The sequence below is a fragment of the Brevibacillus sp. 7WMA2 genome (genome assembly GCF_010748895.1).
GTDB lineage: Bacteria > Bacillota > Bacilli > Brevibacillales > Brevibacillaceae > Brevibacillus_B > Brevibacillus_B halotolerans.
The window spans coordinates 253,946-275,487 of the sequence record NZ_CP048799.1 but is presented as its reverse complement, the minus strand read 5'-3'; the positions used below and the strand labels follow the sequence as shown (position 1 = coordinate 275,487).

The following is a 21,542-nucleotide window of genomic DNA, read 5'->3' as shown; positions in this document are numbered from 1 at the left end:
AAGTCGGGGTCTAGGTTTCATACGCTTTCAAAGATTCGTGACTATTATACCATGTTTTTTTGAAAAATAGAAGCCGTGACCTTTATTTGGTAATGACTTTTTCAGGTTGGGATTATAAGGAGGTCTCCTTATGAAACACCATCCTGATCTATTTGATGCCAGAACCCTACATAATGATACTCGCCTTCTTTTTAAGCTCAAGCTATTACTTGGTACGGTTTGTGCTTATGGTGGCGAAATTCCCCTATCTCATTCAGAACTTGCAAAAAGAATGGGAACATCCAATTACAGAGTACGTACCCTCCTATCTAAATTAGTTCACGAAGGTATTGTTTATTACGATGACCGCGACAAGCTTTTTTTCAACCGTTTCGTATTTGTTCAAGAGAAAGAAGATACTACTAAAGATGACCTTTACTCCAAAAATTTTCACTTTTTTACATGTGAAGAATTTCTAAGCGAAAACAGAAATGTGCAGCGCTTTGTTCTTCATTATGTTGGAAAAGAATTGGTATACCTCCCTGGAAACTGGAAATGGGGGCATATTAAAGATCTTTATGGTATAGAAGGTTTACTTAACATCCGTACTCGTAAAGAAGCCTTATTGATCTTAGAAAAAGCATCTAAATATCTAAAAATTAAAGTTTGTGACGAGAACTATCAGGTACTCCATGTCCATCAAAAATGGTTAGATATGGGGGAAGTCTACTCAGAAGGTGCAGAGCTATGGGTTTTTAAACAGCTCAAAAAGCATCGTTTTTGCTGTGACTTTTTATCCAGAAAAGCTCTATGGCAGCTAGCAAAAGTGATGGAAGATTACTATGCTAAATTCGGTTATGACTATGCAACTGAAATTTTCGATACGGCCCTATACAGCATACAAAAAAATAAAGCCCGATCCCAGACTTTCTTCAACCTAATTTACAAAGAAGAATCCGAATATGTAGTCAATGATGAAAAGAACGAACTGGAGGAAATTAGTGCCTATTTTCGTGCTGTCATGGAATCCGCCGAGCTTAATTATGCTGTACAGATGTCCATGGATTTCGATGCACTTACGAAAAAGAGGCAGTTAGCTGAACAGAACCTTTTTGAGGATGGTGAACTCTCTTCTATTAATCAACAAGTCATTGAAGAATCAAGCACACAAATTAAGGAAGTATGGGAAAAACTTCTTCACATGCAACGTTGCTGGTTAAGACGCTTTTCTTTGAGACCTGAATGGTTTATTAAACATCGCCATCAGATCGCATCCTTACCAACAGCTCCTTTTTATGAAATTCAAAAGGAGATTCAATTACATATGAGTCAACAAGCGGCACCAGATTCTAGATACAAACATTGGGCAGTTTAATTTTTTTAAAATTGCCTCGGATGCAGCTTCTTTCGCATGTTCATTTTTCTGTCTCATTAATTGAATAAGTAATAAAGAACCGAACGGTGGCTTTCATGATTGTTGAGCGACCGTAATTTGGCGTTCCTTACTACCTTATCCTCCCCTCTTACTTCAATTCCAGCTTTCATTCATTTGTTTTTTCTATTGATCTCTTGTCCTTTTACTGAATTTATTGGACATTAAAATATACAAATACTGGAGTTAATCTCTAAAAAGCTGTGGATAACGTTTTTCTGACAATGGAAAAGCTATTTCCTTACATGGATAAGAAAATAGCTTGATTGGATAAAATGTAATTGATCGTGTATGACTAAATTATACTTCTTAGTAAAGTTAATATTAGGCGGAATAACTATATAACACTTTAGGATAACGAGCTTCTTCTTCTATTTCCAAATTCCTACCAGCAAAAAAAGCCTATTCTATCAAGGATTTACGGCTATAATAACGTCCTATAGAATGGTATTAAACTATGGTTTTAACTAATTGATTTAAATAATGGTATTAACTTATTTTATTAAGGAATAATCCTTATAAGGCATTCAAAAACTGGATTTGAGTCAATATCTTGGACACAACTAAGTTAAGTACTAGGATGCTTTTCTTTGAAAGTCTTCTACTTCTTGAGGTGTTTTGTAGCCTAGACTACCATGTATTCGGGTTCGGTTATACCAACCTGAACAGTTCAAGAGAAGTAATGGCTTTGAGAAATGAACAAGAGCAACGTAACAATGATCATCTGCAGAGTAATATTCAAAACGATAGGATACAAATATCTAAAGAAGGTAAACAATTATATCTAGCTACCGCTTCAGCTAGTTCTAATTCATGGTGGGATGATTTAAAAGATACAGCCTCTGATTGGATTGATTCTAGTAAGAGATGGCTAGTTGATGCTGGTAATTTTTTATTAGACGCTGCCAAAGCAGGACTGGACTTCTTAATTTTAGATGATGTAAAAACAATTTTTGATCCAAAAGCTAGTGGTGCAGAGAAAGGATTCGCAATTCTCTCTCTATTCCCTGCAGGCAAGGGAGCAAAGGTTGGTAAAAAAACGTATGACCTACTGAAAAAATACGGTGATGATGTAATCGATCTTGCAAATGATGTCCTCAAAGGACGACAGAAGATTGGTAAATATTTTGTGAAATCTAGGATCGATGAAGATAAAGTTATCTTAAAAGAGACTGAAAAAGCTATGAAAAGCCCTATTATTCAAAGGGAAGCTAATAACTTGGTCGAAAAATACCTAAGAGGCCTAAACCCAAATAAAGGTTCAAGACCTTTATTTGGAAATGTACATGAACTTAGAGGAGAGGAAGGAGCAAGAGTATATTATAGAATGAAAGGGGATACTTTTGAGATTTTAGGAAATCAGATAAACATAATCAGCAAACGGTAATTGATCGATTGAGAAGGCTTTATAATTAAATATTTGTAAAAGGGGTTCTATAGATGAAGATGAATCAATTAAAGAAACATCAGAAAAAAAACATTTGGATTAGATCAGAAATTGGTGAAGGAGAGTTTGATCCTTACGACGAAAATACAGATGTCATCGTAACCTTCCCGAATCGAACAAGATATGTTGCCTCATTCTTTACTTATAAAAACATTGAAAGTATAAGACAACATAATAAAGAATGCGGTGAAAATATGAGTGGACTATATTTCTGGTCAAGCGATATGGTGATAGTCGACAATATCAAAGCCGAGACGATTACATCCATTATCGATCAGTTAATCACAGAGGATAAATTCGAAAGTTTATTTACTAAAATTGAAGATGTATCCCCTGAATCTGACCATTTGTATGATGAAGGATTTTTTGATTTTTAAATTGATATTATGAAATGCACCCCTTTAAGTAACAGTGGAAAATCCCCAATCGTTAATAAGAAATACAACATCGGACCTTTCAATTCTAGAAAAGACTTCATTAGCTACAGTCATATTGAAAGCTTTGAAGTTCAAGAATACAGTAGATAATAAGATACCCCCTCCTACACCACGGAGGGGGTTCTCATGTTTTTTAAGGTGATTATTAAGTTGTTGTAATAAAATTATCCCTCTAGGAAGCCCCTAGAGGGATTTCGTGCTTATAAATAATTAAAGGTTCATCTCACCAACGTTGAAACGTATGCCTTCGGATCGGGATATAAACTACAATATATATCAGTCCTCAAAAATGCATAACTCGATTTTAGAAGACAAAAAAGAGGACAAAAAAAGTTTCGTCCCCAATCCGTCCCCAAGTTAGTATTTTAGAGCCTGTACCAGTAAATTAAACAGCCCTGTAACATCAAAAAAAGCCTTGATAATCAAGGTTTTTAACGTTTCTATTATGGTGATCCAGACTGGGTTCAAACAAGTGACCCCCACTCTGTCAATTTGGTCAAACGCCTTTACGCTAGTTAATTTAAGTGCATAAACCTTACTGTAGTGCGGTTTGTATGTGATTAAGATGATTTAAATTTACATGATTTATTTAAGTGTGTTGTCAATTTGGTTGTCAATGTTGTCAGTCCCTTTCTATAGGGGTGACTTTCTTGTTCAGCCCTATATCTTCTCTATCTTTGAACATAGCTCATCATGCTGCCAGTCCGTGTCGTTCGTCATACTGGCGATCAAAGATAAGTTTTTGAGTTTTACAATCTTCCATGCCCTTTGAGCGTTTGCACTCAGACAATGACTCATTTCTGTCATTTCCGAGTCGGTAAGCTCCCTTGTCTTATTGATGAACCAAAGCTCTGCCATCCGTTGATGCACAACCCACATTTGCACTAGCTCCTAGCTTTGCGAGGAAATGTAGGTCAGTGACAAAAAAAACCACCAATCACCTTGGCGTTTTTTTGTATACTGTTCCTAAATAGATTTTAACGTAAATACAAACCTTCTGTAGTACAAATTAAGCTTAATAACTCTGTGTTGGACTTACTTCCAGAATAAACGGGCATATTTAAATCAAAATTTGACCAAATACATAACTTTATTGTTTCAAATATAAATACAGAGGAAACCTGTTCTCTTAATCCCAATTCAAGTAGTAATTGAAGATCAATAAAATCTTGTATTTCTAACATGTTTTCATTCCTACTACTAAGTTGTTTATGAAGATCACATATACGATTTATTTTTGCCTCATCTGAAACCGCAGTAATTATTGACTCGATATTTTTATATTGAAGCGGAGTTTCAACATAAACCGAACTATTTGACCACAATATTTGAAACACCCGTATAAATTTTTCCTCTTCTTTTTTATAAACGTCAGCTAAATTTTTATTTTCAAGACTTTTTTCATAAAAAATATTACTCTCTTCAAATTTTCTATAATCAACAATCTGGAAAGGATATCTATCTAGCGTATAAATATCGGTAGGGAATCTTGAAAACACTAGTTCATTATTTTCTAGCAACAAGGTACTAGCCTCTAAATCTTTACTAGGGTCTGTCGAAATATCCCACTTATAATCCCATAGTCCATTAATAATTGACTCAATATTCATTTGAATCTACTCCCTAAGTATTTTTCCTTTTTATCCAAAGTAGCAACACGTTTTCCTTTAAAATTTTTTAGTTTCCAAGCACTCCCACCATGAGGTCTACTTCCTTTATCCTTGTCGATAGTCCAACCAGTCTTTGGTTCCCTACGCTCACTTCCATCAATTCTATTAGTAAATACATCTAGATCAACAATTACATTACCATCAGAATCTGTATCTAGTAATCTCTTAGGAATATCAGTGTAGTGAATTATTACTTCAGCATACAGATAATCGAAAGCCTCTTCAATTTTACCTTTCATAGTATTAAATGCTCTTCTAAACGCTCTTATAATATCATCAAATTGATCAGAAATATCGTCCCAAGGGCTTCTTTCCGTGATCGATCCTATCCTGATTTAATTCGTCTGTTAAGTAAGATAGATATATAGTCTTCCTGTATTTCTTCTTATTAGCATTAGCCTTTACATGAGTAGAATCAATAAACATAACAGAAGGATCAACAAATCAATGCGTAAGAGCTTGTCCAAGAATATGTGCGAAAATCGTTTCAAAGAGGTCTGTATCTTGAAACCGACGAGCATAATATGTAGAGAAATGAGGAATTGGTTGAGTGAAGTCATAACCGATAAGCTACATTCGTTTCCAGTTCTTTGATTGTCTGACGCATAGATTTTATTCCAAATAAATATTGAATAAATACGATCTTGATTAATACAATAGGATCGACACTCGGTCTCCCATTATCTTGCGAGTATTTGTCTTTTTACAAGGTCGTATATAAAAGTAAAATCAATTGCTTTCTCAATTTTACGAACTAAATGATTAGAAGGGACAAGCTCATCTATTGAAACAACGGACAGTTGGCAAAAAAGCGTGCAGACCTTCATACCTTTCGGTATTTTGTCTACACGCTGAGCTGTCAATTTCAATTGACAGCTTTCCGCTCTTCTCCAAGGAGAATCATTTCCTTAGCATGTTCTTTTGTTTTCTCTGTAACTTCAGCTCCGCCAAGCATACGAGCAAGCTCGTTCACACGCTCTTCCGAAGACATGAGGACAACCGTTGTGCTGGTCTCCTGTTCATCCATCTGCTTTTGAATATAAAAATGGGCATCCGCCATAGAAGCTACTTGCGGTAAATGCGTAATACATAGCACTTGACGATGTTTCGCTACTCGTGCCAATTTTTCCGCAATAGCTTGAGCAGCTCGACCGCTTACACCCGTATCTACCTCGTCAAAGATCAGAGTACCCACCTGCTCGGTAGTAGCTAGTATGCTTTTAATCGCGAGCATGACACGAGATAATTCCCCTCCAGACGCAATCTTAGTTAAGGGGCGCAGAGGTTCACCTGGGTTCGGCGCAATCAAAAATTCTATCTCATCAATCCCGCGAGAACTCACCCTAACTCGATTCCCCTCAACCTCAATACCTCGCTCGTCTGGAATATGCTTAATCTCAATTGCAAAACGTGCTCGCTCCATATGCAATTCTTTTAGCTCATGCTCAATTAAGTTAGCAAGCTCTACTGCTAACTCACGGCGGAGCGTACTTAATTCCAGCGCCTCAATAGCTACATCAGCTTCGGCTTCCCGGAGTGTTTTTTCCATTTGTTGCAAACGATCATCATAATGCTGGATTTCATCTAGTTCATCCTGTATGCCTGCTGCATATTCCAAAATCTCATCTACGGACTTACCATACTTGCGCTTTAATCCAGATAATTGGTCTAATCTGCCTTCTACTTCAGCTAGGATAGCAGGATCAAAATCCAAACGGTCCTTTATATGACGCAATTGTTGAACAGTGTCCTCTACCTGATAATAGGCACTTTGAATCGTTTCTACGATCGGAACTAGCTGTTCATCATATTGTTGTACCCGCTCCAATTCTCCCATAGCGTGCCCTAGCCAATCTTGTCCCCTCTGATCTCCATAAAGGGACATGTAAGCATCCTGTACACCAGCAAATATTTTTTCAATATTAGCCCACTTCTTACGTTGCTGTATGAGCTTCTCGTCTTCACCAGGGATTAATTTTGCCGCTTCAATTTCATTTAACTGATAGCTTAATAGGTCAATGCGCTGCATTAATTCGCGCTCGTTTTTAGCCATTCTTGATAAATCCTGCACGGCTTTGCGATATTTTTGATATAAATGACTAAATTCCTGCTTTGTTCCAGCCAAGCGAGATTCTCCATAAGCATCGAGCCAGCGAATATGCTTATCTGATTGCATAAGCGCCTGATGATCATGCTGACCGTGAACGTTTACCAGCCACGGTCCTAATTCTCGTAACATGGCTAACGTAATTAGCTGGCCATTCACGCGAATGATGCTTTTACCCGTAGAGGAAATATCCCGACGTACAACCAGGATACCATCCGGGTCAACCTGAATGCCGAAGCTCTCACAAACGGCGTAAGCAGGGTGCCCTGGCTTACATTCGAACAGACCTTCTATCTCTGCCCGTTTTTCTCCGTAACGGATAAGCTCTGCTGAACTGCGATCACCGAGCAATTGCCCTAGCGCATCGATAATAATGGATTTACCTGCCCCTGTCTCTCCTGTCAGGATATTAAGCCCATGCCCAAAAGAGATCGTGGTGTGTTTGATAATCGCAAAATTGCGGATGGTTAGTTCGTGGATCATGCATACCCTTCCTTATAGCATGTCTAAGAAGCGTTGGGACACTTCTTTTGCATTCTCTTTGGTTCGGCAAATGATTAAAATCGTATCATCACCGCAAACACAACCCATTATCTCATTCCAATGTAAATTGTCAATCAGAACAGCAACGGAATTAGCATTTCCTGGCATTGTCTTTAGTACGATCAGATTTTCAGAAAAATCAATGCTCACAAAGGAATCCAATAGCACGCGCTTCATTTTTTGCAATGGATTAAACTTTTGGTCCGTTGGTACAGAATATTTGTAACGGCCGTCACTCATCGGGATTTTTATCAAATGCAATTCTTTAATATCACGTGAAACAGTTGCCTGTGTTACACTGTACCCGTTTGAACGCAGGTATTCTACGAGCTCATCCTGTGTTTCTATATCATTATTCATGATGATCTCTTTGATTTTGATGTGTCGTTGGCCTTTATTCATACATTTACTCCCATTCACCTTGTAATTTAGTTCGAATTAATTCATAAAAATTGCCCTGTGTCCATTTGATCAGCGGTGTAACATGCTTGGATTGCTCAATAAAAATCTCATCTCCGCCCTCTAAACGAGAACCAAATTGACCATCGATCGAAAGTCCAATCTTATCATGCACAGCATCTACCTCAATTCGAAGGCGCTGGTCTGATGCCAGTACGATAGGTCTCGCCGTCAAAGAATGAGAAGCTATTGGTGTAAGCAAAAGCATGGCAACATTTGGAGCTACAATGGGACCACCCGCTGCTAACGAATAGGCCGTAGAGCCAGTCGGGCTGGAGACAATAATCCCATCTCCACTAAAAGTTCCTACATAAAATCCATTTGAATAAACGGAACACTTAATGATCCGACAGAATGATCCCTTGGTGATCCCAATATCATTCATAGCTGTATAAGTGGCAAGTCGTTCACCTTGTCGGTACAACTCAGTGGTGAGCATACTTCGTTCTTCTGTATAGTATTGCCCGGATAGTAGCTTCTCTACGGCATCGGTTAGATTATCTGGCTCTGCCTCTGACAAAAAGCCTAATGTACCAAGATTAATACCGAGCACTGGTAAATTATGACCTGCAAGCTGCCGAGCGATACCGAGTAAGGTGCCATCTCCCCCAAGCACGCAAAGAATCTCCACATATTTTGAAAAGTCATAAAGGGATACAGCCACATCTTCTCGACCGATCACTCCTGCTAAATCTTGTTCCAAATAAACTTTTGCCCCACGCGCTTCCAACAAGTATAATAACTCACGGGCGACCACGCGGGCTTTAGGCTTGCCCTTGTTCGCGATAATTCCAATGGACTTCACAGTGTCACCCCAGTATCTTTGATCATCTGCTCCTAGCAGGGATATTACGCGAATCTGATCCCCATGAATTCTTGCTGATCATCTCAGATGAGGGTTACTCGTTTGATTAATTTGAAACGAAGGATTCGCTTTAACATTTGTTCATCTTTATACAATTATACATATTTTTTTGCATAATGGATAGAGGGAGTAAGGCTTCCTTCCCATATTCAACAAGCTAAACATCGCATAAACCTGCTTCTTATTATGCAGATTATAATCTTTCCACATATTCCTTTGCTTCTTTAAGAGACAGCCCCAGTTCTATTCTTGCCTCTTTGATCGCTTCTATTTGTTTGCCTTCAGCAAGTAACCTATGTAGCTTTGCATTTATCGGATGATTCAGAACGACATTGTTATTTGGTTTTGTACTCTCAGAATAATTTGTAACGCCAACCTGAGCAGCAATTTGCTGTAGGATAACATTCATTCTTTTTAATTGATTTTGTAGCCGATTAACCTTTTCGACTAACAGTAATACAATGCAAACTAAAACCATTATTATCGTAAGTTCCATAACCTTCTCTCCTATTTTCTTTTTTAAGGACAACACTTAGCATCCTTATAAACAATGTAACATGGACAAATCAAATTTTCTTGTAAGAAACGTCTTTCAAAATGATTTTTATGACTTGAGGATAAAGAAAAAACCCCAAACTCATTAGAAAATGATTTGAGGTTCTGTTATTCATTTGCTTAACCTAACTCAATTGCCTATGTGCCTCGGCGACAACTTCTTCAATACGTGAAAGCCACCACGGCTCATCCTGTTCTACTACACGTTCATCAGCTTGCGGTTTATAAAGATGGAGAAGAAACTCAATATTTCCCTCTCCTCCCGTAATTGGCGAATAGCTGACACCATTTACTTGGAAGCCTAATGTCGTAGCAAATCCGGCGATTTCTTCTACGACCTGACGATGCACACTGGCATCTCGAACGATTCCATTTTTACCCACTTTTTCTTTACCTGCTTCAAATTGTGGTTTTACCAATGCTAGTACATGTCCACCTTCTTGTAAAAACGTGTACAGCACTGGCAGAATCAGCCTTAACGAAATAAATGATACATCTATCGAAGCCATGTTTGGCATTTCGTGTTCAAAAGTAGCCGGGCCCATATGACGAAAGTTCGTACGTTCCATGACAACGACTCGTTCATCCTGACGTAATTTCCATGCTAGTTGGTTGTAGCCTACGTCAATGGCATAAACCTTTCGTGCCCCATTTTGCAGGGCACAGTCCGTAAAGCCTCCTGTGGATGAACCAATATCCATCATAATCCGATCGGTTAAGTCAATTTGAAACTCTTTAATAGCCTTTTCCAGCTTAAGCCCACCCCGGCTTACATAGGGATGAATATTACCTTTTACTTGAATAGCAACATCCTCTGGAAATTTTGTACCTGGTTTATCGCATCTTTCACCCGCAACAATAACAAGCCCTGCCATAACGGCTCGTTTTGCCTTTTCTCGGGTCTCATACAGACCTCGATCTGCAAGTAAGACATCTAATCGTTCTTTTTTCATAGTCGTTATTAAGCCCTCTGTTTATTTACTGGTAGCAAGGAGCGTACACGTGCAGCGATCGCTTCCGCTGTTAAACTGATTTCTTGTCGTTGCTCCTTAACACTTCCATGCTCTACAAAATAATCGGGAATCCCCATCGGTTCCACCACCATATTATGGTAGCCTTGTTCAGCATAAAATTCCATGACTGCACTGCCAAAGCCGCCTTGTACACAGCCCTCTTCTACAGTAACAATATCCATATTTTCCTTAGCAAGACGCAAGAGCAATTCCTCGTCTAATGGTTTACAAAAACGTGCATTGACAAACATCGGCATGATGCCATCCATTTGCAGTAGATTAATGGCTTTTTCCGCAACGTCATAAATATGCCCAAATGAAAGAACAGCTACGCCTTTCCCCTCTCTAACTACTTCCATCTGACCGATTGGAAGGGCCTTGAGCTCTTCATCCATTTTGACACCTAGACCGTTTCCGCGCGGATAGCGGAAGGAAATAGGGCCATCATATTCTGCCGCTGTTTTCATCATATGCTGCATTTCATTCTCATCTTTTGGAGCCATAATGACCATATTGGGAATAGCACGCATAAAAGCGATATCATAAACACCTTGGTGCGTCTCTCCATCAGCTCCAACCAAACCAGCACGGTCTACCGCAAAAACAACAGGTAGCTTCATTCGAGCAACATCATGGATTAACTGGTCATAGGCACGTTGCAAAAAGGTGGAATAAATTGCTAGGAACGGCTTCATTCCTTGTGTCGCCAGCCCAGCCGCGAATGTACAAGCATGTTGTTCAGCAATCCCTACATCAAACATTCGCTCAGGATATACGGAAGCATACTTTAAGAGACCAGAACCATCTGGCATAGCCGGTGTAATCGCTACAATACGATCGTCTTGCTGTGTTAGCTTAATTAACGTATCAGCAAATACACTCTTGTAGGCAGGCGCAGCAGCAACGGCTTTAATCATTTCACCAGATTCAATCTTATAGGTATCTGTTCCGTGCCATTTCATTGCGTTTTGTTCTGCTGGCAGATAGCCTTTTCCTTTTTTGGTGATCACATGCAATAAGACCGGTCCACGTGTATTCGCAGCTGTACGCAGTGAATCAATCACAAGCTCTAGGTTATGTCCATCAATAGGACCAATGTACGTAAAGCCCAGCTCTTCGAATAAAATACCGGATACAAGCATGTATTTCATGCTATCCTTGACCTTTTCAGCCAGTTGAGCCAATTTTCCCCCTACAGCGGGAATCGCCTTGAGTAGGCTTTCTACCTCATCCTTAGCTCTATTATAAATATGATCTGTACGTAATTTGCCCAGATAGTTATGCATAGCACCTACATTTGGCGCGATGGACATTTCATTATCATTTAAGACCACGATTACATTCTTCTTCTCATGACCAATGTGATTTAAGGCTTCAAAAGCCATACCACCTGTCAATGCACCGTCTCCAATGACACCTATCACATGGTAATTTTCCTTCTTCAAATCGCGGGCGCTCGCCATGCCCATGGCACCTGACAACGAAGTGCTGCTATGCCCTGTTTCCCAAACATCATGAGCACTCTCCGCCATTTTTGGAAAACCGCACAATCCCTTATATTGACGCAGTGTCGGAAAATCATCTTTTCGTCCAGTTAAAATTTTGTGTACATAGGCTTGATGACCAACATCCCATAAAATTTTATCCTTTGGACTGTTAAAGCAATAGTGTAGTGCGATCGTTAGCTCCACAACTCCTAGGTTAGGAGCTAAATGTCCCCCTGTTTTAGAGAGGTTTTCTATCAGGAACCGACGAATTTCTTCGGACAACTGCTGTAATTGGGAGATTGTCAAATGCTTGAGATCATCTGGGCTCTTCATGTTTTCAAGCAACACTGTAACCCCTCGCTTTCACTAAGTCGCAAAACCTTCCATACTAATCATACATCATGCTTCACAAAAAATTACACGTACACGCATTATATCCTTTTCTTATGTAAAAAACCATAAGAGAGTAATGATATCTCTCTTTAGGCAAAAATCCTTTATGCTAGCTTACACGCTCCATCACATACTCCGCTAGTGCAAAGAGAGCAGGATGATTAATCTTTACTGCTACAAGCTCAGCTTGAGCCTCCTTGACAAGCAAAGCTAGACGTCGTTTGGATTCAGCAAGTCCAAGTAACGCAGGATAGGTTGCTTTCTCTTTACTCGCATCACTTCCCACAGCTTTACCAAGCAATGCCGCATCTCCCTCAACGTTTAAAATGTCATCTTTAATCTGGAAGGCTAGTCCGATCTTAACAGCATAATTAGTTAGGGACTGCAATTGCTTTGGTGTTGCTTCTGCCAAATATCCTCCGCCTCGCAAAGCCGCAATCAGCAGATCGCCTGTTTTATGTAAGTGGATATACTCTAATTGCTCAAGGGAAAGCTGTTTGCCTTCTCCCATAATATCAGCCATCTGACCACCTACCATCCCTCGTTCACCGGCACGCTGCCCAAGCTCAGCTATCAATTGGACAGTTGTTTCAGCTTTAACCTCAGGATGATGTACATAAGAGCTAGCCACTAGGCCAAACGCTCTTGTCAGTAGGGCATCTCCTGCTAAAATAGCAGTGGCTTCACCAAATACCTTATGATTAGTCGGTTTACCCCTACGTAAATCATCATCATCCATGGCAGGGAGATCGTCATGGATCAATGAGTAAGTGTGAATCATTTCTAAGGCTATCGCATATGGAAGGCCACGTTCAATTGGTTGTTGAAACGCTTCCAGTACCGCTAGAACAAGAATGGGACGTAACCGCTTCCCACCAGCCATCAATGAATAGTGCATTGATTCGTACAGTTCGCTAGGAACACCTTCTGTAGATAGTGCTCTTGGTAATTCAGCTTCCAATAATGCAATTTTTTCATTTAAATAATCCTTCAAACGAAAACTCATGCTAGTCCTCCTCCACATGGAACGGACGCTCGGATATGCTGCCGTCTTGGTCTAGAAGCTGAATTACCTTGGCTTCAATTGCATCTAGCTTTGTTGCACATTGACGAGATAATTGAATTCCTTCTTGGTACAACTCAATCGCTCTCTCTAAAGGAACATCGCCTTCTTCTAGCTGACGCACCACTTCTTCCAGCCGTTGCATTGCTTCTTCAAATAAAAGCTCTGTTTCCTGTGCTGCTTTTTTACGAGCCATGGTTCTCTTCCTTTCGCTCTATGTCTGTTACCGTTGTCATGATCTTCCCATCTTGATATCGTATCATGAGCTGATCTCCCACTTCAATTCCTTCAACAGATTTGATTAATGTATCATCTTTATAGGATAGGCTAAAGCCACGTTGCATAACCCTTAACGGACTCAAGGCATCCAAATGCTGGACCAAAGACAGCCATGCTTGCCTTGATCTTTCCGTTTTTTGTTTCATATACTGTGTTAATTGGCTCTCCATTCGATTGACTTGGCCTCGTCCTTCTGCCACCTGTCGCTCCAATCGAATTTGTTTTAACCGTTTTTTCACATGGCTGACTTGCTCACGTTTACGGACTACTTTCATTTTCACCATAGCACTAAGACGTAGCGTTACTTCGTCAATTCGCTGTCGTCGCTCTTCTACTCGTCGCAATGGATTTTTTAGCCCATACGATTGCTGTAATCGTTGTAAATGGGTGCGCTTCTCTTGAAGCTGAGTTTGGAGAGCACGAGCCAGTCGATGATCTAGCTGTTTAATTCTCTCCAGCCACTCTAAATAATGAGGTACGGCTAACTCGGCTGCCGCCGTCGGAGTGGCCGCTCGGATATCAGCAACAAAGTCTGCAATTGTATAATCTGTCTCATGGCCAACTGCTGAGATTATAGGTATTTGAGAAGCTACAATCGCTCTGGCAACGGCCTCGTCATTAAATGCCCAAAGCTCTTCAATTGAACCTCCTCCTCGACCCACGATCATAACATCTACTTGATACTGATTGATATGTCTGATAGCACGGATGATAGAAGCAGGGGCCTCAACACCTTGTACAATCGCTGGAGCAAGCATAATTTCTGCTTGAGGGTACCTGCGCTTAATTGTAGTAATAATATCTCGTATTGCTGCTCCTGTAGGTGAAGTAACCACTCCGATTGTTTTCGGAAACAGCGGTAAAGCCCGCTTTCTTTCAGAAGCAAACAGACCTTCCTGCTGTAGTTTTTCTTTTAATTGTTCAAAAGCAAGGAACAAAGCCCCTATCCCATCGGGTTGTAATTCCCTTGCATATAATTGATATGCTCCGTCCCTTTCAAATACAGAAATGGAACCACGCACAATCGCTTTGGTTCCATTTTTCGGTATAAATGTAAGGAAACGGTTATAGCTAGCAAACATCACGATTTTAAGCCGTGAATCCTTGTCTTTTAACGTGAAGTACATATGACCGCTGTGATGATGCGTAAAGTTGGATATCTCTCCACGAACCCAAACATCAGCTAGCCTAAGATCTCCCTCCATCATACGCTTCACATAGCGGTTTAACTCCGCGACAGACATGACCTCTGCTGGCTTCATAAACGATCCCTTCCTCTATCTACAATTATACAGTCAGTTTACGCCTTGCCGAGATGACCGTATTCTGCATGAGCATTGTAATTGTCATTGGACCAACACCACCTGGAACTGGAGTGATATGACTCGCTACTTCCTTCACTTCATCAAACAAAACATCTCCAGTCAGCTTGCCATCTAGACGATTCATTCCAACATCAATGACAATAGCACCATCCTTTACATGCTCTTTCTTGATTAAGTGAGCGATTCCTACTGCAACCACCAATATGTCTGCCTGACGAGTATGTTCCTCTAGGTTTTTCGTACGAGAATGACACATAGTAACTGTAGCATTTTCATGTAACAGTAATAAAGAGACAGGTTTCCCTACAATATTACTGCGACCGACTACTACAGCATGCTTACCCTCCATACTAATTCCTGTACTTTTAATCAGCTCAATTACACCATGTGGCGTGCAAGGAAGAAACGTCTCTTTGCCAATACATAAGTTCCCTACGCTGATCGGATGAAAGCCATCTACATCCTTTTCCGGGGAAATCGTATCAATAATCGCTTCCTCGTTCATATGCTTTGGTAAAGGTAATTGTACCAAAATACCATGAATGTTCGGATCTTGATTTAATTCCTTTACTAAATCTACTACTTCCTGTTGTGTTACATTACTTTCAAGACGAAATGACTTAGAGTAAATCCCCGTTTCCTCACACGCTTTGATTTTACCGTTCACATACGTTTGAGAAGCAGGATCATCACCAACTAAAACAACAGCCAAACCAGGTTGAATCCCTTTATCAACTAGTTCTGCCACCTCTTGTTTGATTCGTTCACGATATGATTTTGCAAACTCTTTACCATTGATTACTTGGGCTGTCATATTTGTCACTCCTCCATATTCGTTCATCTGTATACAGTAAGTGTAGCGGAAAGAGGATACAGGTGTAAAGACGAATTTTTTTAACAAAAAAACTTTTAATGTTCGCCTTTAGCTTTCATCCACCCTAGCATAGCCACACCATAGGCATTATCGCCTGTATAAGCAGGATCACAGAAAAAGAGTTTGCCCTTAACCGCTGGATGTTCGAGTCGCTTAATCAAGCGTTCACGTATGTATAGGTTAGCAGCCACACCGCCTACAATCAGAACTTCTCGACCGTGGCCAGCCTCCATCGCATTGCGCAAGGCCTTTTCTAAACTGTTAGCCACGCACTGCTCCGTTGCACGTGCAATCTGAGCTGGTGTTGCCATTTTCTCTTTGATTGCTCGTAATAAAGCATTTTCTGGACCAGAGAAGCTAAAGGTAAGTTCTTTTACAGAAGAGGATACCCTGAACTCCTCTGTTGAGGTCTCTGCGCGATCTATCTCTTTTGCCAGTTCCTCCAGATAAGGGCCTGCAGGGAAAGGCAGTTTCAAAGCTACTCCTATACGATCTACTAGTTGTCCTGCATGCAGATCGATCGTTCCTCCAATGATATCTATCTGGTAGCCTGTTTCAATGCGTTGGCACGAAAGAATTTCACTGGTTCCTCCGGATAAATGGACAGCTAAAAATCGGTCATTAGCTGGTCGGTCATCAGCAGTAAACTCGCCTGCCGCGATGTGACCTTCCTGATGCGTTGTCAGATAAAGAGGGACACGCAAAAATAAAGAAAGTGATTTCCCTAGACCTTCACCCACTTTAAAAACAGGCATGTAGGACCCGTCTTTCGGACGAGGTTTTTCACTCACACATATCCCCTTTACTTGATACTCTTGTAATTTTAGTTGATCACAAAGTTCAGGAAGGTTCATCACATGCTGAAAGACGGCTTCCGATTGTTGCAAACCCCGTTCTCCCTCTTTCACACGCAAGAGTTTTTTGGCTTCTGCGACAATCTCACCGTCTTCTGTAGCAAGGCAAAGCGATGTCCGATAATTGCTGGTGTCAATTCCTACCATCACGTTTTTCATTCGCTTCACCTATCATTTATTCTTGAGTTTCTACTCTTTCATTGCTTTGCAGATAATTAGACAGCACGCCATTCACAAAACGATAAGACTGATCGTCGCTAAACAGCTTCGCTAGCTCAATCGCTTCATTCACTATTACGCGGGCAGGTACTCCCTCTTCAAACATCAATTCAAAAAAGGCAAGGCGTAAAATCGCTCGATCTACATTTGCAATACGATCCAATTGCCACCCACGCAGATATTGTTTTACTGCTTCATCAATGGAGTCTAAATTATTTAATGCGCCTTCTACCAGGTACAAAAGGTATTTATTATCTTGTGAGCTGTCTTCCATTACCATCTGTAAAGCATGGTGTAGCTCAACCTCAGCCATGTCGATTTGAAAAAGGATTTGAACCGCTTTTTCGCGTGCAATTCTGCGTTTCATGTACTTAGTCACCTACTATTTAAATTTGCCAGGTAAAATCCGATCGAGAATTTCTCGCAGGTCTTCTTTTCGATCCAGTTTTTGTCCGATAAAGTAGCCTGTCCCAATAAACACGATGAAAACCAGCGTGTTCCAGAAGCCTACTATCAAATAAATGATACCAAAAAGAAAACCAGCCAGAACTCCTAACAGTTTCCCCTTATGTTCCCATAATAACTCCCAAAGCATCCTATTCACCCTCTAATCCAACTTTCTGTTTCGAACGGCGACATTATTTTCCTTTGAGACGACTTCCGTTACCACAACAGTCACCTCTGCGATGTCAACGCCAGCGATGCTTTCCACTTGCTGTTTTACTTCGGTTTGCAACGTTTGCGTCATTTCAGGAATTGGGGACTCACCATCTACAGTGATTTTCAAAATGATCGCATTCCCGTTTTCCATGGAGCGAATTGTGGTGGTAAGATCGCGAACCCCACGAACCTTTCGCCCTGCGCGTTCTGCAATCGCTTTGATTGTTGCAAAGCTGATATTTACCATTCCATTCTCATTGCGTTGATAAATCCCTTTTTCTTCTCGTACCCTTCGCTGTGGAAACGCACTGAAAATAAACCGAACGCTAATCACCAAGAAGATGACAGCTACAATTAGATAGGGAATGTTAATCATATCGGCATTATACAATTCACGAAGCACCGCTTCTACATAGTACGGCTGAATTAGACGAGTAATGACACCAATCGCAATAATTGAGCCTGCTGTGAGCGCAATACTGTAAATTGTTAGGATAAACCGGTCAAAAAGATTCATGCGCGCCTCTCCTTTGTAGGAAACATCAACCAGCAAAGAACTCTGATCAGCATGCTCGACCAGTAGGAAAAATGCCCCCTAAGCTGGGGGCACTCCTAATAAGGTTTATCGAACCCGCTGATATTCTTCCGTTTGTGTAGCAGGTGGAGTTGCTGCTGGTTGTACTTTTTCCTCGGATTTTAATTCAACATCGATGATATGTACATTTACTTCCACCACTGATAGCCCAGTCATCGCTTCAATCGCGTTTCGCACGCTATCTTGAATGTTTCGAGCTACCTCGGGAATTCGATGGCCGTATTTTACGATAATGGAAACGTCAACTGCTGCTTCTTTGGAGCCTACTTCTACACGAACTCCTCGGGCTGCGTTTTTTTTCCCTAACTTTTCAACGAAATCTCCAACCAATCCACCGCTCATATGGGCAACTCCCTCAACTTCAGCAGATGCCATACCAGCAATAACTTCCAAGACTTCGGGAGCGATCTGGATTTTTCCAAGCTCTGATTTTGTCTCTTCTGCATCTATGAATTCCACGCTTCGCACCTCCCTTTTCAATTACACCTCATTATAACAGCGGGGTGTGATTTTTTGCAAACATCCTAGAGATCATTCAAATGAAGATCGTATGTCTCTAAAAATTTTGTATCAAATTGTCCACTGATAAAAACATCATGCTCTAATAATTTTAAGTGGAAAGGAATTGTCGTATGAACGCCTTCGATCATTAATTCCTGCAAAGCGCGCTTCATGCGCTCGATCGCTTCCTCACGCGTTTTTCCCCAAACGATTACCTTGGCAATCATGGAATCATAGTAAGGCGGAATCGTATATCCAGGGTATACAGCGCTATCAATTCGAACACCAAACCCACCCGGAGCTAGGTAGCCCTCAATTTTACCCGGTGATGGCATAAAGCCCTTTGCCGGATTTTCAGCATTGATACGGCACTCAATGGACCAGCCGTCCAAGACGATATCGTCCTGTGTAAAGGACAGTTGGTTGCCATATGCAACACTGATTTGCTCTTTAATAAGGTCGATCCCTGTAATCATTTCAGTTACCGGATGTTCTACTTGAATACGAGTATTCATTTCCATGAAGTAGAATTGGCCGTGTTTGTCCAATAGGAATTCTACCGTACCTGCACCATGATAATTTACAGCTTGAGCGGCAGCTACAGCAGCCTCTCCCATCTGTTTGCGCAGCTCTTGACTTAGCGCTGGGGATGGAGCTTCTTCGACTAATTTTTGGTGGCGTCGTTGAATGGAGCAGTCACGTTCTCCAAGGTAAACCACATTACCATGCTTATCGCCCATGATTTGAATCTCCACGTGACGAGGACCTTCAACGAATTTTTCTAAATAAACGCCAGCATTTCCAAATGCGGTTTTTGCTTCATTTTGAGCTTGACGAATTGCTTTCTCTAAATCCTCGTCATCTACAGCTACTCGCATGCCTCGACCGCCGCCGCCTGCCGTAGCCTTGACCATAACAGGATATCCTATCTCTTTTGCCGTATCCAAAGCTTCAGCAATGCTTTCGATCAGCCCGTCCGTACCCGGTACAGTAGGAACCCCTGCACGCTTCATGGTATCTTTAGCTGTGGATTTATCTCCCATACCAGTTATTGCTTCTGGATCTGGTCCGATAAAAGTGATGTTACAAGCCGAGCAAATCTCAGCAAAGTCAGCATTCTCTGCTAAAAATCCATATCCCGGATGAATCGCATCTGCTCCCACTTTGGTCGCAACGCTCATGATACTTGCCATATTTAAATAGCTGTCTTTCGAAGCAGTAGGTCCTATACAGTAAGCCTCATCCGCGAGCTTTACATGCAAGGCTTCTCGATCTGCCTCAGAGTATACAGCAACCGTTTGGATACCTAATTCGCGGCATGCACGGATAACGCGCACGGCAATTTCACCGCGGTTGGCAATGAGAATCTTTTGAAACATCGCGTTCTCCTCCAATTATTGTGCCTTTACCAAGAATAAAGGTTGACCGTATTCTACTAGTTGTCCATCTTCTACTAGGACTTTAACGATTTCGCCAGTCACTTCTGCTTCGATTTCATTAAATAATTTCATTGCTTCTACAATACATACAACCTTATTTGGCGTAACTCGATCACCCGGATTTACATAGACTGGTGCTCCTGGTTCTGGAGATATGTAGAATGTACCTACCATTGGAGAAACAATTTTATGCAAATTAGCCTCATTTTCTACTGATGGAGCCGCAACAGCTGGTGCTGCAGGAGCTTGTTGTGGTGCAACAGCAGCTTCCATTTTCGGTGCGTGTTGCTCGGCTGGAGCTGATGTATAAGCAACAGGCTCAGAGCATACAACAACTGGTTGAGATACTTCTACTCCGCCGCTTTTTTTAATAGAGAGCTTAGAGCCATCCGTCTCAAGCTCAAATTCTTTAATGGAGGATTGGTCCAGCAATTTGATAATTTCACGGATCTCATGCAGTTTAAACACTACCTAGCACCCCTTTGTTCATTCAATAATTCAGCTCTTTTGTCGATTAGAATGACGATTATGATTGCATGTTATGAGCTGGTCATAAAATTTATGGTAACTTTTTGTCACGCGAACGTCAAGAAAGGATTTCTTTCTCATTCATAACTAATTTCGAGAAAGAAATCCTTTTTTCCCCCTTAGGGTTGAAAACTAACTGTAATATTTTTGCCTGGAACATTTAAATGTTGTTTGGCAAGAGCAATCAATTTAATTGCTTCCTTCGAATCGACCTTATCCTTCTGCACAATAATGCTGACACTGTCCTTTTGGGTATTTACTACGCAATCTTTATAGCCCTTTGTTTTGATTAGCTCTTCTAACGCTAGTGTTTGTTGCTCAAGCGTGGATAATTCCTCTAAACGTGCATTTGCTTCTGCTATCGCTTGAGGAGTTGAATTGGAGTTGGTCATAATAGCTGTTTGCTCATCCTTTTGCAATTGGGTCATCGCTTCTCGTTTCAGCTTATATCCTTGGAAAACATCGGCTGATTCTGGTGCAGGCAATGTCGTCGTATCGGGTGCTGTGGCTGGAGTTTTATTGGCGGCTTTTTGATTCGGCTTCTCAACATCTTTGCCAGAAGACTGTGCTGTAGCTTTATCTACTTCTCCTTTGCTTTCAACAGGTTTTGCATCTTGCATTGGCTGGTCTAATTGCTTGGTATCTACTTCAATCCCTGTGATCGATTGATCTTCCTTTTGTGCTTCTTTATGATCAGTGGTTGCCGGCACCTGATCATTTGGACCTTTAACCATATAATATCCGGACAACACGACCATTACCGCAAGCATTGTTAACAACCAGACTGTTTGTTTACGTAAAATCATTTGAAATCCCTC

General features: G+C 40.9%; 24 protein-coding genes and 1 pseudogene. 3 read left to right on the top strand and 22 right to left on the bottom strand.

Annotated elements, in window-relative coordinates; all coding sequences use genetic code 11:
- Nucleotides 1–130: 130 nt before the first annotated feature.
- The 3 genes from GOP56_RS01405 to GOP56_RS01395 all read left to right on the top strand — a co-directional run bounded on the left by GOP56_RS01405 (nt 131) and on the right by GOP56_RS01395 (nt 3,235).
- Nucleotides 131–1,354, top strand: coding sequence for a helix-turn-helix domain-containing protein (locus tag GOP56_RS01405; RefSeq protein WP_174250648.1), 1,224 nt, complete (start codon nt 131–133; stop codon nt 1,352–1,354).
- 739 nt (nt 1,355–2,093) lie between these two features.
- Entirely contained in the window at nt 2,094–2,798 is a 705-nt protein-coding gene (locus tag GOP56_RS01400) for a hypothetical protein (RefSeq protein WP_254068540.1), read from the top strand.
- A 53-nt stretch (nt 2,799–2,851) separates the two neighbouring features.
- A complete protein-coding gene (locus GOP56_RS01395; RefSeq protein WP_003336377.1) occupies nt 2,852–3,235 on the top strand; it encodes a hypothetical protein in 384 nt (127 codons plus the stop codon).
- A gap of 720 nt (nt 3,236–3,955) precedes the next feature.
- Here the strand turns inward: GOP56_RS01395 and GOP56_RS01390 are convergent.
- The 22 genes and pseudogenes from GOP56_RS01390 to GOP56_RS01285 form a co-directional block, all read right to left on the bottom strand.
- A complete protein-coding gene (locus GOP56_RS01390; RefSeq protein ID WP_163244290.1) occupies nt 3,956–4,174 on the bottom strand; it encodes a DUF7667 family protein in 219 nt (72 codons plus the stop codon).
- A 98-nt stretch (nt 4,175–4,272) separates the two neighbouring features.
- Complete coding sequence (locus GOP56_RS01385; RefSeq protein WP_163244289.1) at nt 4,273–4,905, bottom strand: hypothetical protein; 633 nt, start codon at nt 4,903–4,905, stop codon at nt 4,273–4,275.
- Nucleotides 4,902–5,204 carry a hypothetical protein gene (locus tag GOP56_RS23640; RefSeq protein WP_163244288.1) on the bottom strand — a complete coding sequence of 101 codons (303 nt, stop codon included), beginning with the start codon at nt 5,202–5,204 and terminating at the stop codon, nt 4,902–4,904. The genes GOP56_RS01385 and GOP56_RS23640 overlap by 4 nt, the downstream gene beginning before the upstream one ends.
- Nucleotides 5,205–5,265: 61 nt before the next feature.
- Nucleotides 5,266–5,792, bottom strand: a pseudogene (locus tag GOP56_RS01375) (transposase); the annotation flags it as partial.
- 38 nt (nt 5,793–5,830) lie between these two features.
- The gene (gene recN / locus GOP56_RS01370) at nt 5,831–7,555 is read right to left on the bottom strand and encodes a DNA repair protein RecN (RefSeq protein WP_163244287.1); all 1,725 of its coding nucleotides are present in this window, start codon (nt 7,553–7,555) and stop codon (nt 5,831–5,833) included.
- Between the two features lie 12 nt (nt 7,556–7,567).
- On the bottom strand, nt 7,568–8,017 hold the full coding sequence (gene ahrC / locus GOP56_RS01365) for a transcriptional regulator AhrC/ArgR (RefSeq protein WP_003337877.1): 450 nt from the start codon (nt 8,015–8,017) through the stop codon (nt 7,568–7,570).
- Between the two features lie 4 nt (nt 8,018–8,021).
- A complete protein-coding gene (locus tag GOP56_RS01360) occupies nt 8,022–8,879 on the bottom strand; it encodes an NAD(+)/NADH kinase (protein ID WP_163244286.1) in 858 nt (285 codons plus the stop codon).
- A gap of 253 nt (nt 8,880–9,132) precedes the next feature.
- On the bottom strand, nt 9,133–9,435 hold the full coding sequence (locus GOP56_RS01355) for a hypothetical protein (RefSeq protein ID WP_254068538.1): 303 nt from the start codon (nt 9,433–9,435) through the stop codon (nt 9,133–9,135).
- 184 nt (nt 9,436–9,619) lie between these two features.
- Nucleotides 9,620–10,447: a TlyA family RNA methyltransferase gene (locus GOP56_RS01350; RefSeq protein WP_163244284.1), complete on the bottom strand. Its 828-nt coding sequence runs from the start codon at nt 10,445–10,447 to the stop codon at nt 9,620–9,622.
- Nucleotides 10,448–10,455: 8 nt separating this feature from the next.
- Complete coding sequence (gene dxs / locus GOP56_RS01345) at nt 10,456–12,327, bottom strand: 1-deoxy-D-xylulose-5-phosphate synthase (protein WP_371807985.1); 1,872 nt, start codon at nt 12,325–12,327, stop codon at nt 10,456–10,458.
- 169 nt (nt 12,328–12,496) lie between these two features.
- On the bottom strand, nt 12,497–13,393 hold the full coding sequence (locus tag GOP56_RS01340) for a polyprenyl synthetase family protein (RefSeq protein WP_163244283.1): 897 nt from the start codon (nt 13,391–13,393) through the stop codon (nt 12,497–12,499).
- Between the two features lies 1 nt (nt 13,394).
- Entirely contained in the window at nt 13,395–13,646 is a 252-nt protein-coding gene (xseB, locus tag GOP56_RS01335) for an exodeoxyribonuclease VII small subunit (protein WP_003337884.1), read from the bottom strand.
- Nucleotides 13,636–14,991 (bottom strand): exodeoxyribonuclease VII large subunit, encoded by a 1,356-nt coding sequence (gene xseA / locus GOP56_RS01330; RefSeq protein WP_163244282.1) that lies wholly within the window; start codon nt 14,989–14,991, stop codon nt 13,636–13,638. The genes xseB and xseA overlap by 11 nt, the downstream gene beginning before the upstream one ends.
- A gap of 25 nt (nt 14,992–15,016) precedes the next feature.
- Nucleotides 15,017–15,868 carry a bifunctional methylenetetrahydrofolate dehydrogenase/methenyltetrahydrofolate cyclohydrolase FolD gene (gene folD / locus GOP56_RS01325; protein ID WP_003337886.1) on the bottom strand — a complete coding sequence of 284 codons (852 nt, stop codon included), beginning with the start codon at nt 15,866–15,868 and terminating at the stop codon, nt 15,017–15,019.
- A 95-nt stretch (nt 15,869–15,963) separates the two neighbouring features.
- The gene (locus GOP56_RS01320; protein WP_163244281.1) at nt 15,964–16,941 is read right to left on the bottom strand and encodes a tRNA (adenosine(37)-N6)-threonylcarbamoyltransferase complex transferase subunit TsaD; all 978 of its coding nucleotides are present in this window, start codon (nt 16,939–16,941) and stop codon (nt 15,964–15,966) included.
- Between the two features lie 16 nt (nt 16,942–16,957).
- Entirely contained in the window at nt 16,958–17,368 is a 411-nt protein-coding gene (gene nusB / locus GOP56_RS01315; RefSeq protein ID WP_022585090.1) for a transcription antitermination factor NusB, read from the bottom strand.
- 15 nt (nt 17,369–17,383) lie between these two features.
- Complete coding sequence (locus GOP56_RS01310; protein WP_003337889.1) at nt 17,384–17,596, bottom strand: DUF2273 domain-containing protein; 213 nt, start codon at nt 17,594–17,596, stop codon at nt 17,384–17,386.
- A gap of 12 nt (nt 17,597–17,608) precedes the next feature.
- Nucleotides 17,609–18,178 carry an alkaline shock response membrane anchor protein AmaP gene (gene amaP, locus GOP56_RS01305; RefSeq protein ID WP_003337890.1) on the bottom strand — a complete coding sequence of 190 codons (570 nt, stop codon included), beginning with the start codon at nt 18,176–18,178 and terminating at the stop codon, nt 17,609–17,611.
- 105 nt (nt 18,179–18,283) lie between these two features.
- Entirely contained in the window at nt 18,284–18,715 is a 432-nt protein-coding gene (locus GOP56_RS01300; protein ID WP_003337891.1) for an Asp23/Gls24 family envelope stress response protein, read from the bottom strand.
- A gap of 65 nt (nt 18,716–18,780) precedes the next feature.
- On the bottom strand, nt 18,781–20,136 hold the full coding sequence (gene accC / locus GOP56_RS01295; RefSeq protein ID WP_003337892.1) for an acetyl-CoA carboxylase biotin carboxylase subunit: 1,356 nt from the start codon (nt 20,134–20,136) through the stop codon (nt 18,781–18,783).
- Between the two features lie 15 nt (nt 20,137–20,151).
- Nucleotides 20,152–20,664: an acetyl-CoA carboxylase biotin carboxyl carrier protein gene (gene accB / locus GOP56_RS01290; RefSeq protein ID WP_163244280.1), complete on the bottom strand. Its 513-nt coding sequence runs from the start codon at nt 20,662–20,664 to the stop codon at nt 20,152–20,154.
- Between the two features lie 179 nt (nt 20,665–20,843).
- Nucleotides 20,844–21,530: a SpoIIIAH-like family protein gene (locus GOP56_RS01285; RefSeq protein WP_003343917.1), complete on the bottom strand. Its 687-nt coding sequence runs from the start codon at nt 21,528–21,530 to the stop codon at nt 20,844–20,846.
- Nucleotides 21,531–21,542: the final 12 nt, after the last annotated feature.

Excerpts from the sequence above, each read along its gene's own strand:
- GOP56_RS01385 (WP_163244289.1), bottom strand. The coding sequence starts at position 4,905 with ATGAATATTGAGTCAATTATTAATGGACTATGGGATTATAAGTGGGAT.
- accC (WP_003337892.1), bottom strand. The coding sequence starts at position 20,136 with ATGTTTCAAAAGATTCTCATTGCCAACCGCGGTGAAATTGCCGTGCGC.
- xseB (WP_003337884.1), bottom strand. The coding sequence starts at position 13,646 with ATGGCTCGTAAAAAAGCAGCACAGGAAACAGAGCTTTTATTTGAAGAA.
- recN (WP_163244287.1), bottom strand. The coding sequence starts at position 7,555 with ATGATCCACGAACTAACCATCCGCAATTTTGCGATTATCAAACACACC.
- GOP56_RS01355 (WP_254068538.1), bottom strand. The coding sequence starts at position 9,435 with ATGGAACTTACGATAATAATGGTTTTAGTTTGCATTGTATTACTGTTA.
- GOP56_RS01405 (WP_174250648.1), top strand. The coding sequence starts at position 131 with ATGAAACACCATCCTGATCTATTTGATGCCAGAACCCTACATAATGAT.
- GOP56_RS01310 (WP_003337889.1), bottom strand. The coding sequence starts at position 17,596 with ATGCTTTGGGAGTTATTATGGGAACATAAGGGGAAACTGTTAGGAGTT.
- ahrC (WP_003337877.1), bottom strand. The coding sequence starts at position 8,017 with ATGAATAAAGGCCAACGACACATCAAAATCAAAGAGATCATCATGAAT.
- folD (WP_003337886.1), bottom strand. The coding sequence starts at position 15,868 with ATGACAGCCCAAGTAATCAATGGTAAAGAGTTTGCAAAATCATATCGT.
- GOP56_RS01285 (WP_003343917.1), bottom strand. The coding sequence starts at position 21,530 with ATGATTTTACGTAAACAAACAGTCTGGTTGTTAACAATGCTTGCGGTA.
- GOP56_RS01320 (WP_163244281.1), bottom strand. The coding sequence starts at position 16,941 with ATGAAAAACGTGATGGTAGGAATTGACACCAGCAATTATCGGACATCG.
- GOP56_RS01390 (WP_163244290.1), bottom strand. The coding sequence starts at position 4,174 with ATGTGGGTTGTGCATCAACGGATGGCAGAGCTTTGGTTCATCAATAAG.
- amaP (WP_003337890.1), bottom strand. The coding sequence starts at position 18,178 with ATGAATCTTTTTGACCGGTTTATCCTAACAATTTACAGTATTGCGCTC.
- xseA (WP_163244282.1), bottom strand. The coding sequence starts at position 14,991 with ATGAAGCCAGCAGAGGTCATGTCTGTCGCGGAGTTAAACCGCTATGTG.
- GOP56_RS01340 (WP_163244283.1), bottom strand. The coding sequence starts at position 13,393 with ATGAGTTTTCGTTTGAAGGATTATTTAAATGAAAAAATTGCATTATTG.
- GOP56_RS01350 (WP_163244284.1), bottom strand. The coding sequence starts at position 10,447 with ATGAAAAAAGAACGATTAGATGTCTTACTTGCAGATCGAGGTCTGTAT.
- GOP56_RS01395 (WP_003336377.1), top strand. The coding sequence starts at position 2,852 with ATGAAGATGAATCAATTAAAGAAACATCAGAAAAAAAACATTTGGATT.
- GOP56_RS01400 (WP_254068540.1), top strand. The coding sequence starts at position 2,094 with ATGGCTTTGAGAAATGAACAAGAGCAACGTAACAATGATCATCTGCAG.
- GOP56_RS23640 (WP_163244288.1), bottom strand. The coding sequence starts at position 5,204 with ATGAAAGGTAAAATTGAAGAGGCTTTCGATTATCTGTATGCTGAAGTA.
- nusB (WP_022585090.1), bottom strand. The coding sequence starts at position 17,368 with ATGAAACGCAGAATTGCACGCGAAAAAGCGGTTCAAATCCTTTTTCAA.
- dxs (WP_371807985.1), bottom strand. The coding sequence starts at position 12,327 with ATGAAGAGCCCAGATGATCTCAAGCATTTGACAATCTCCCAATTACAG.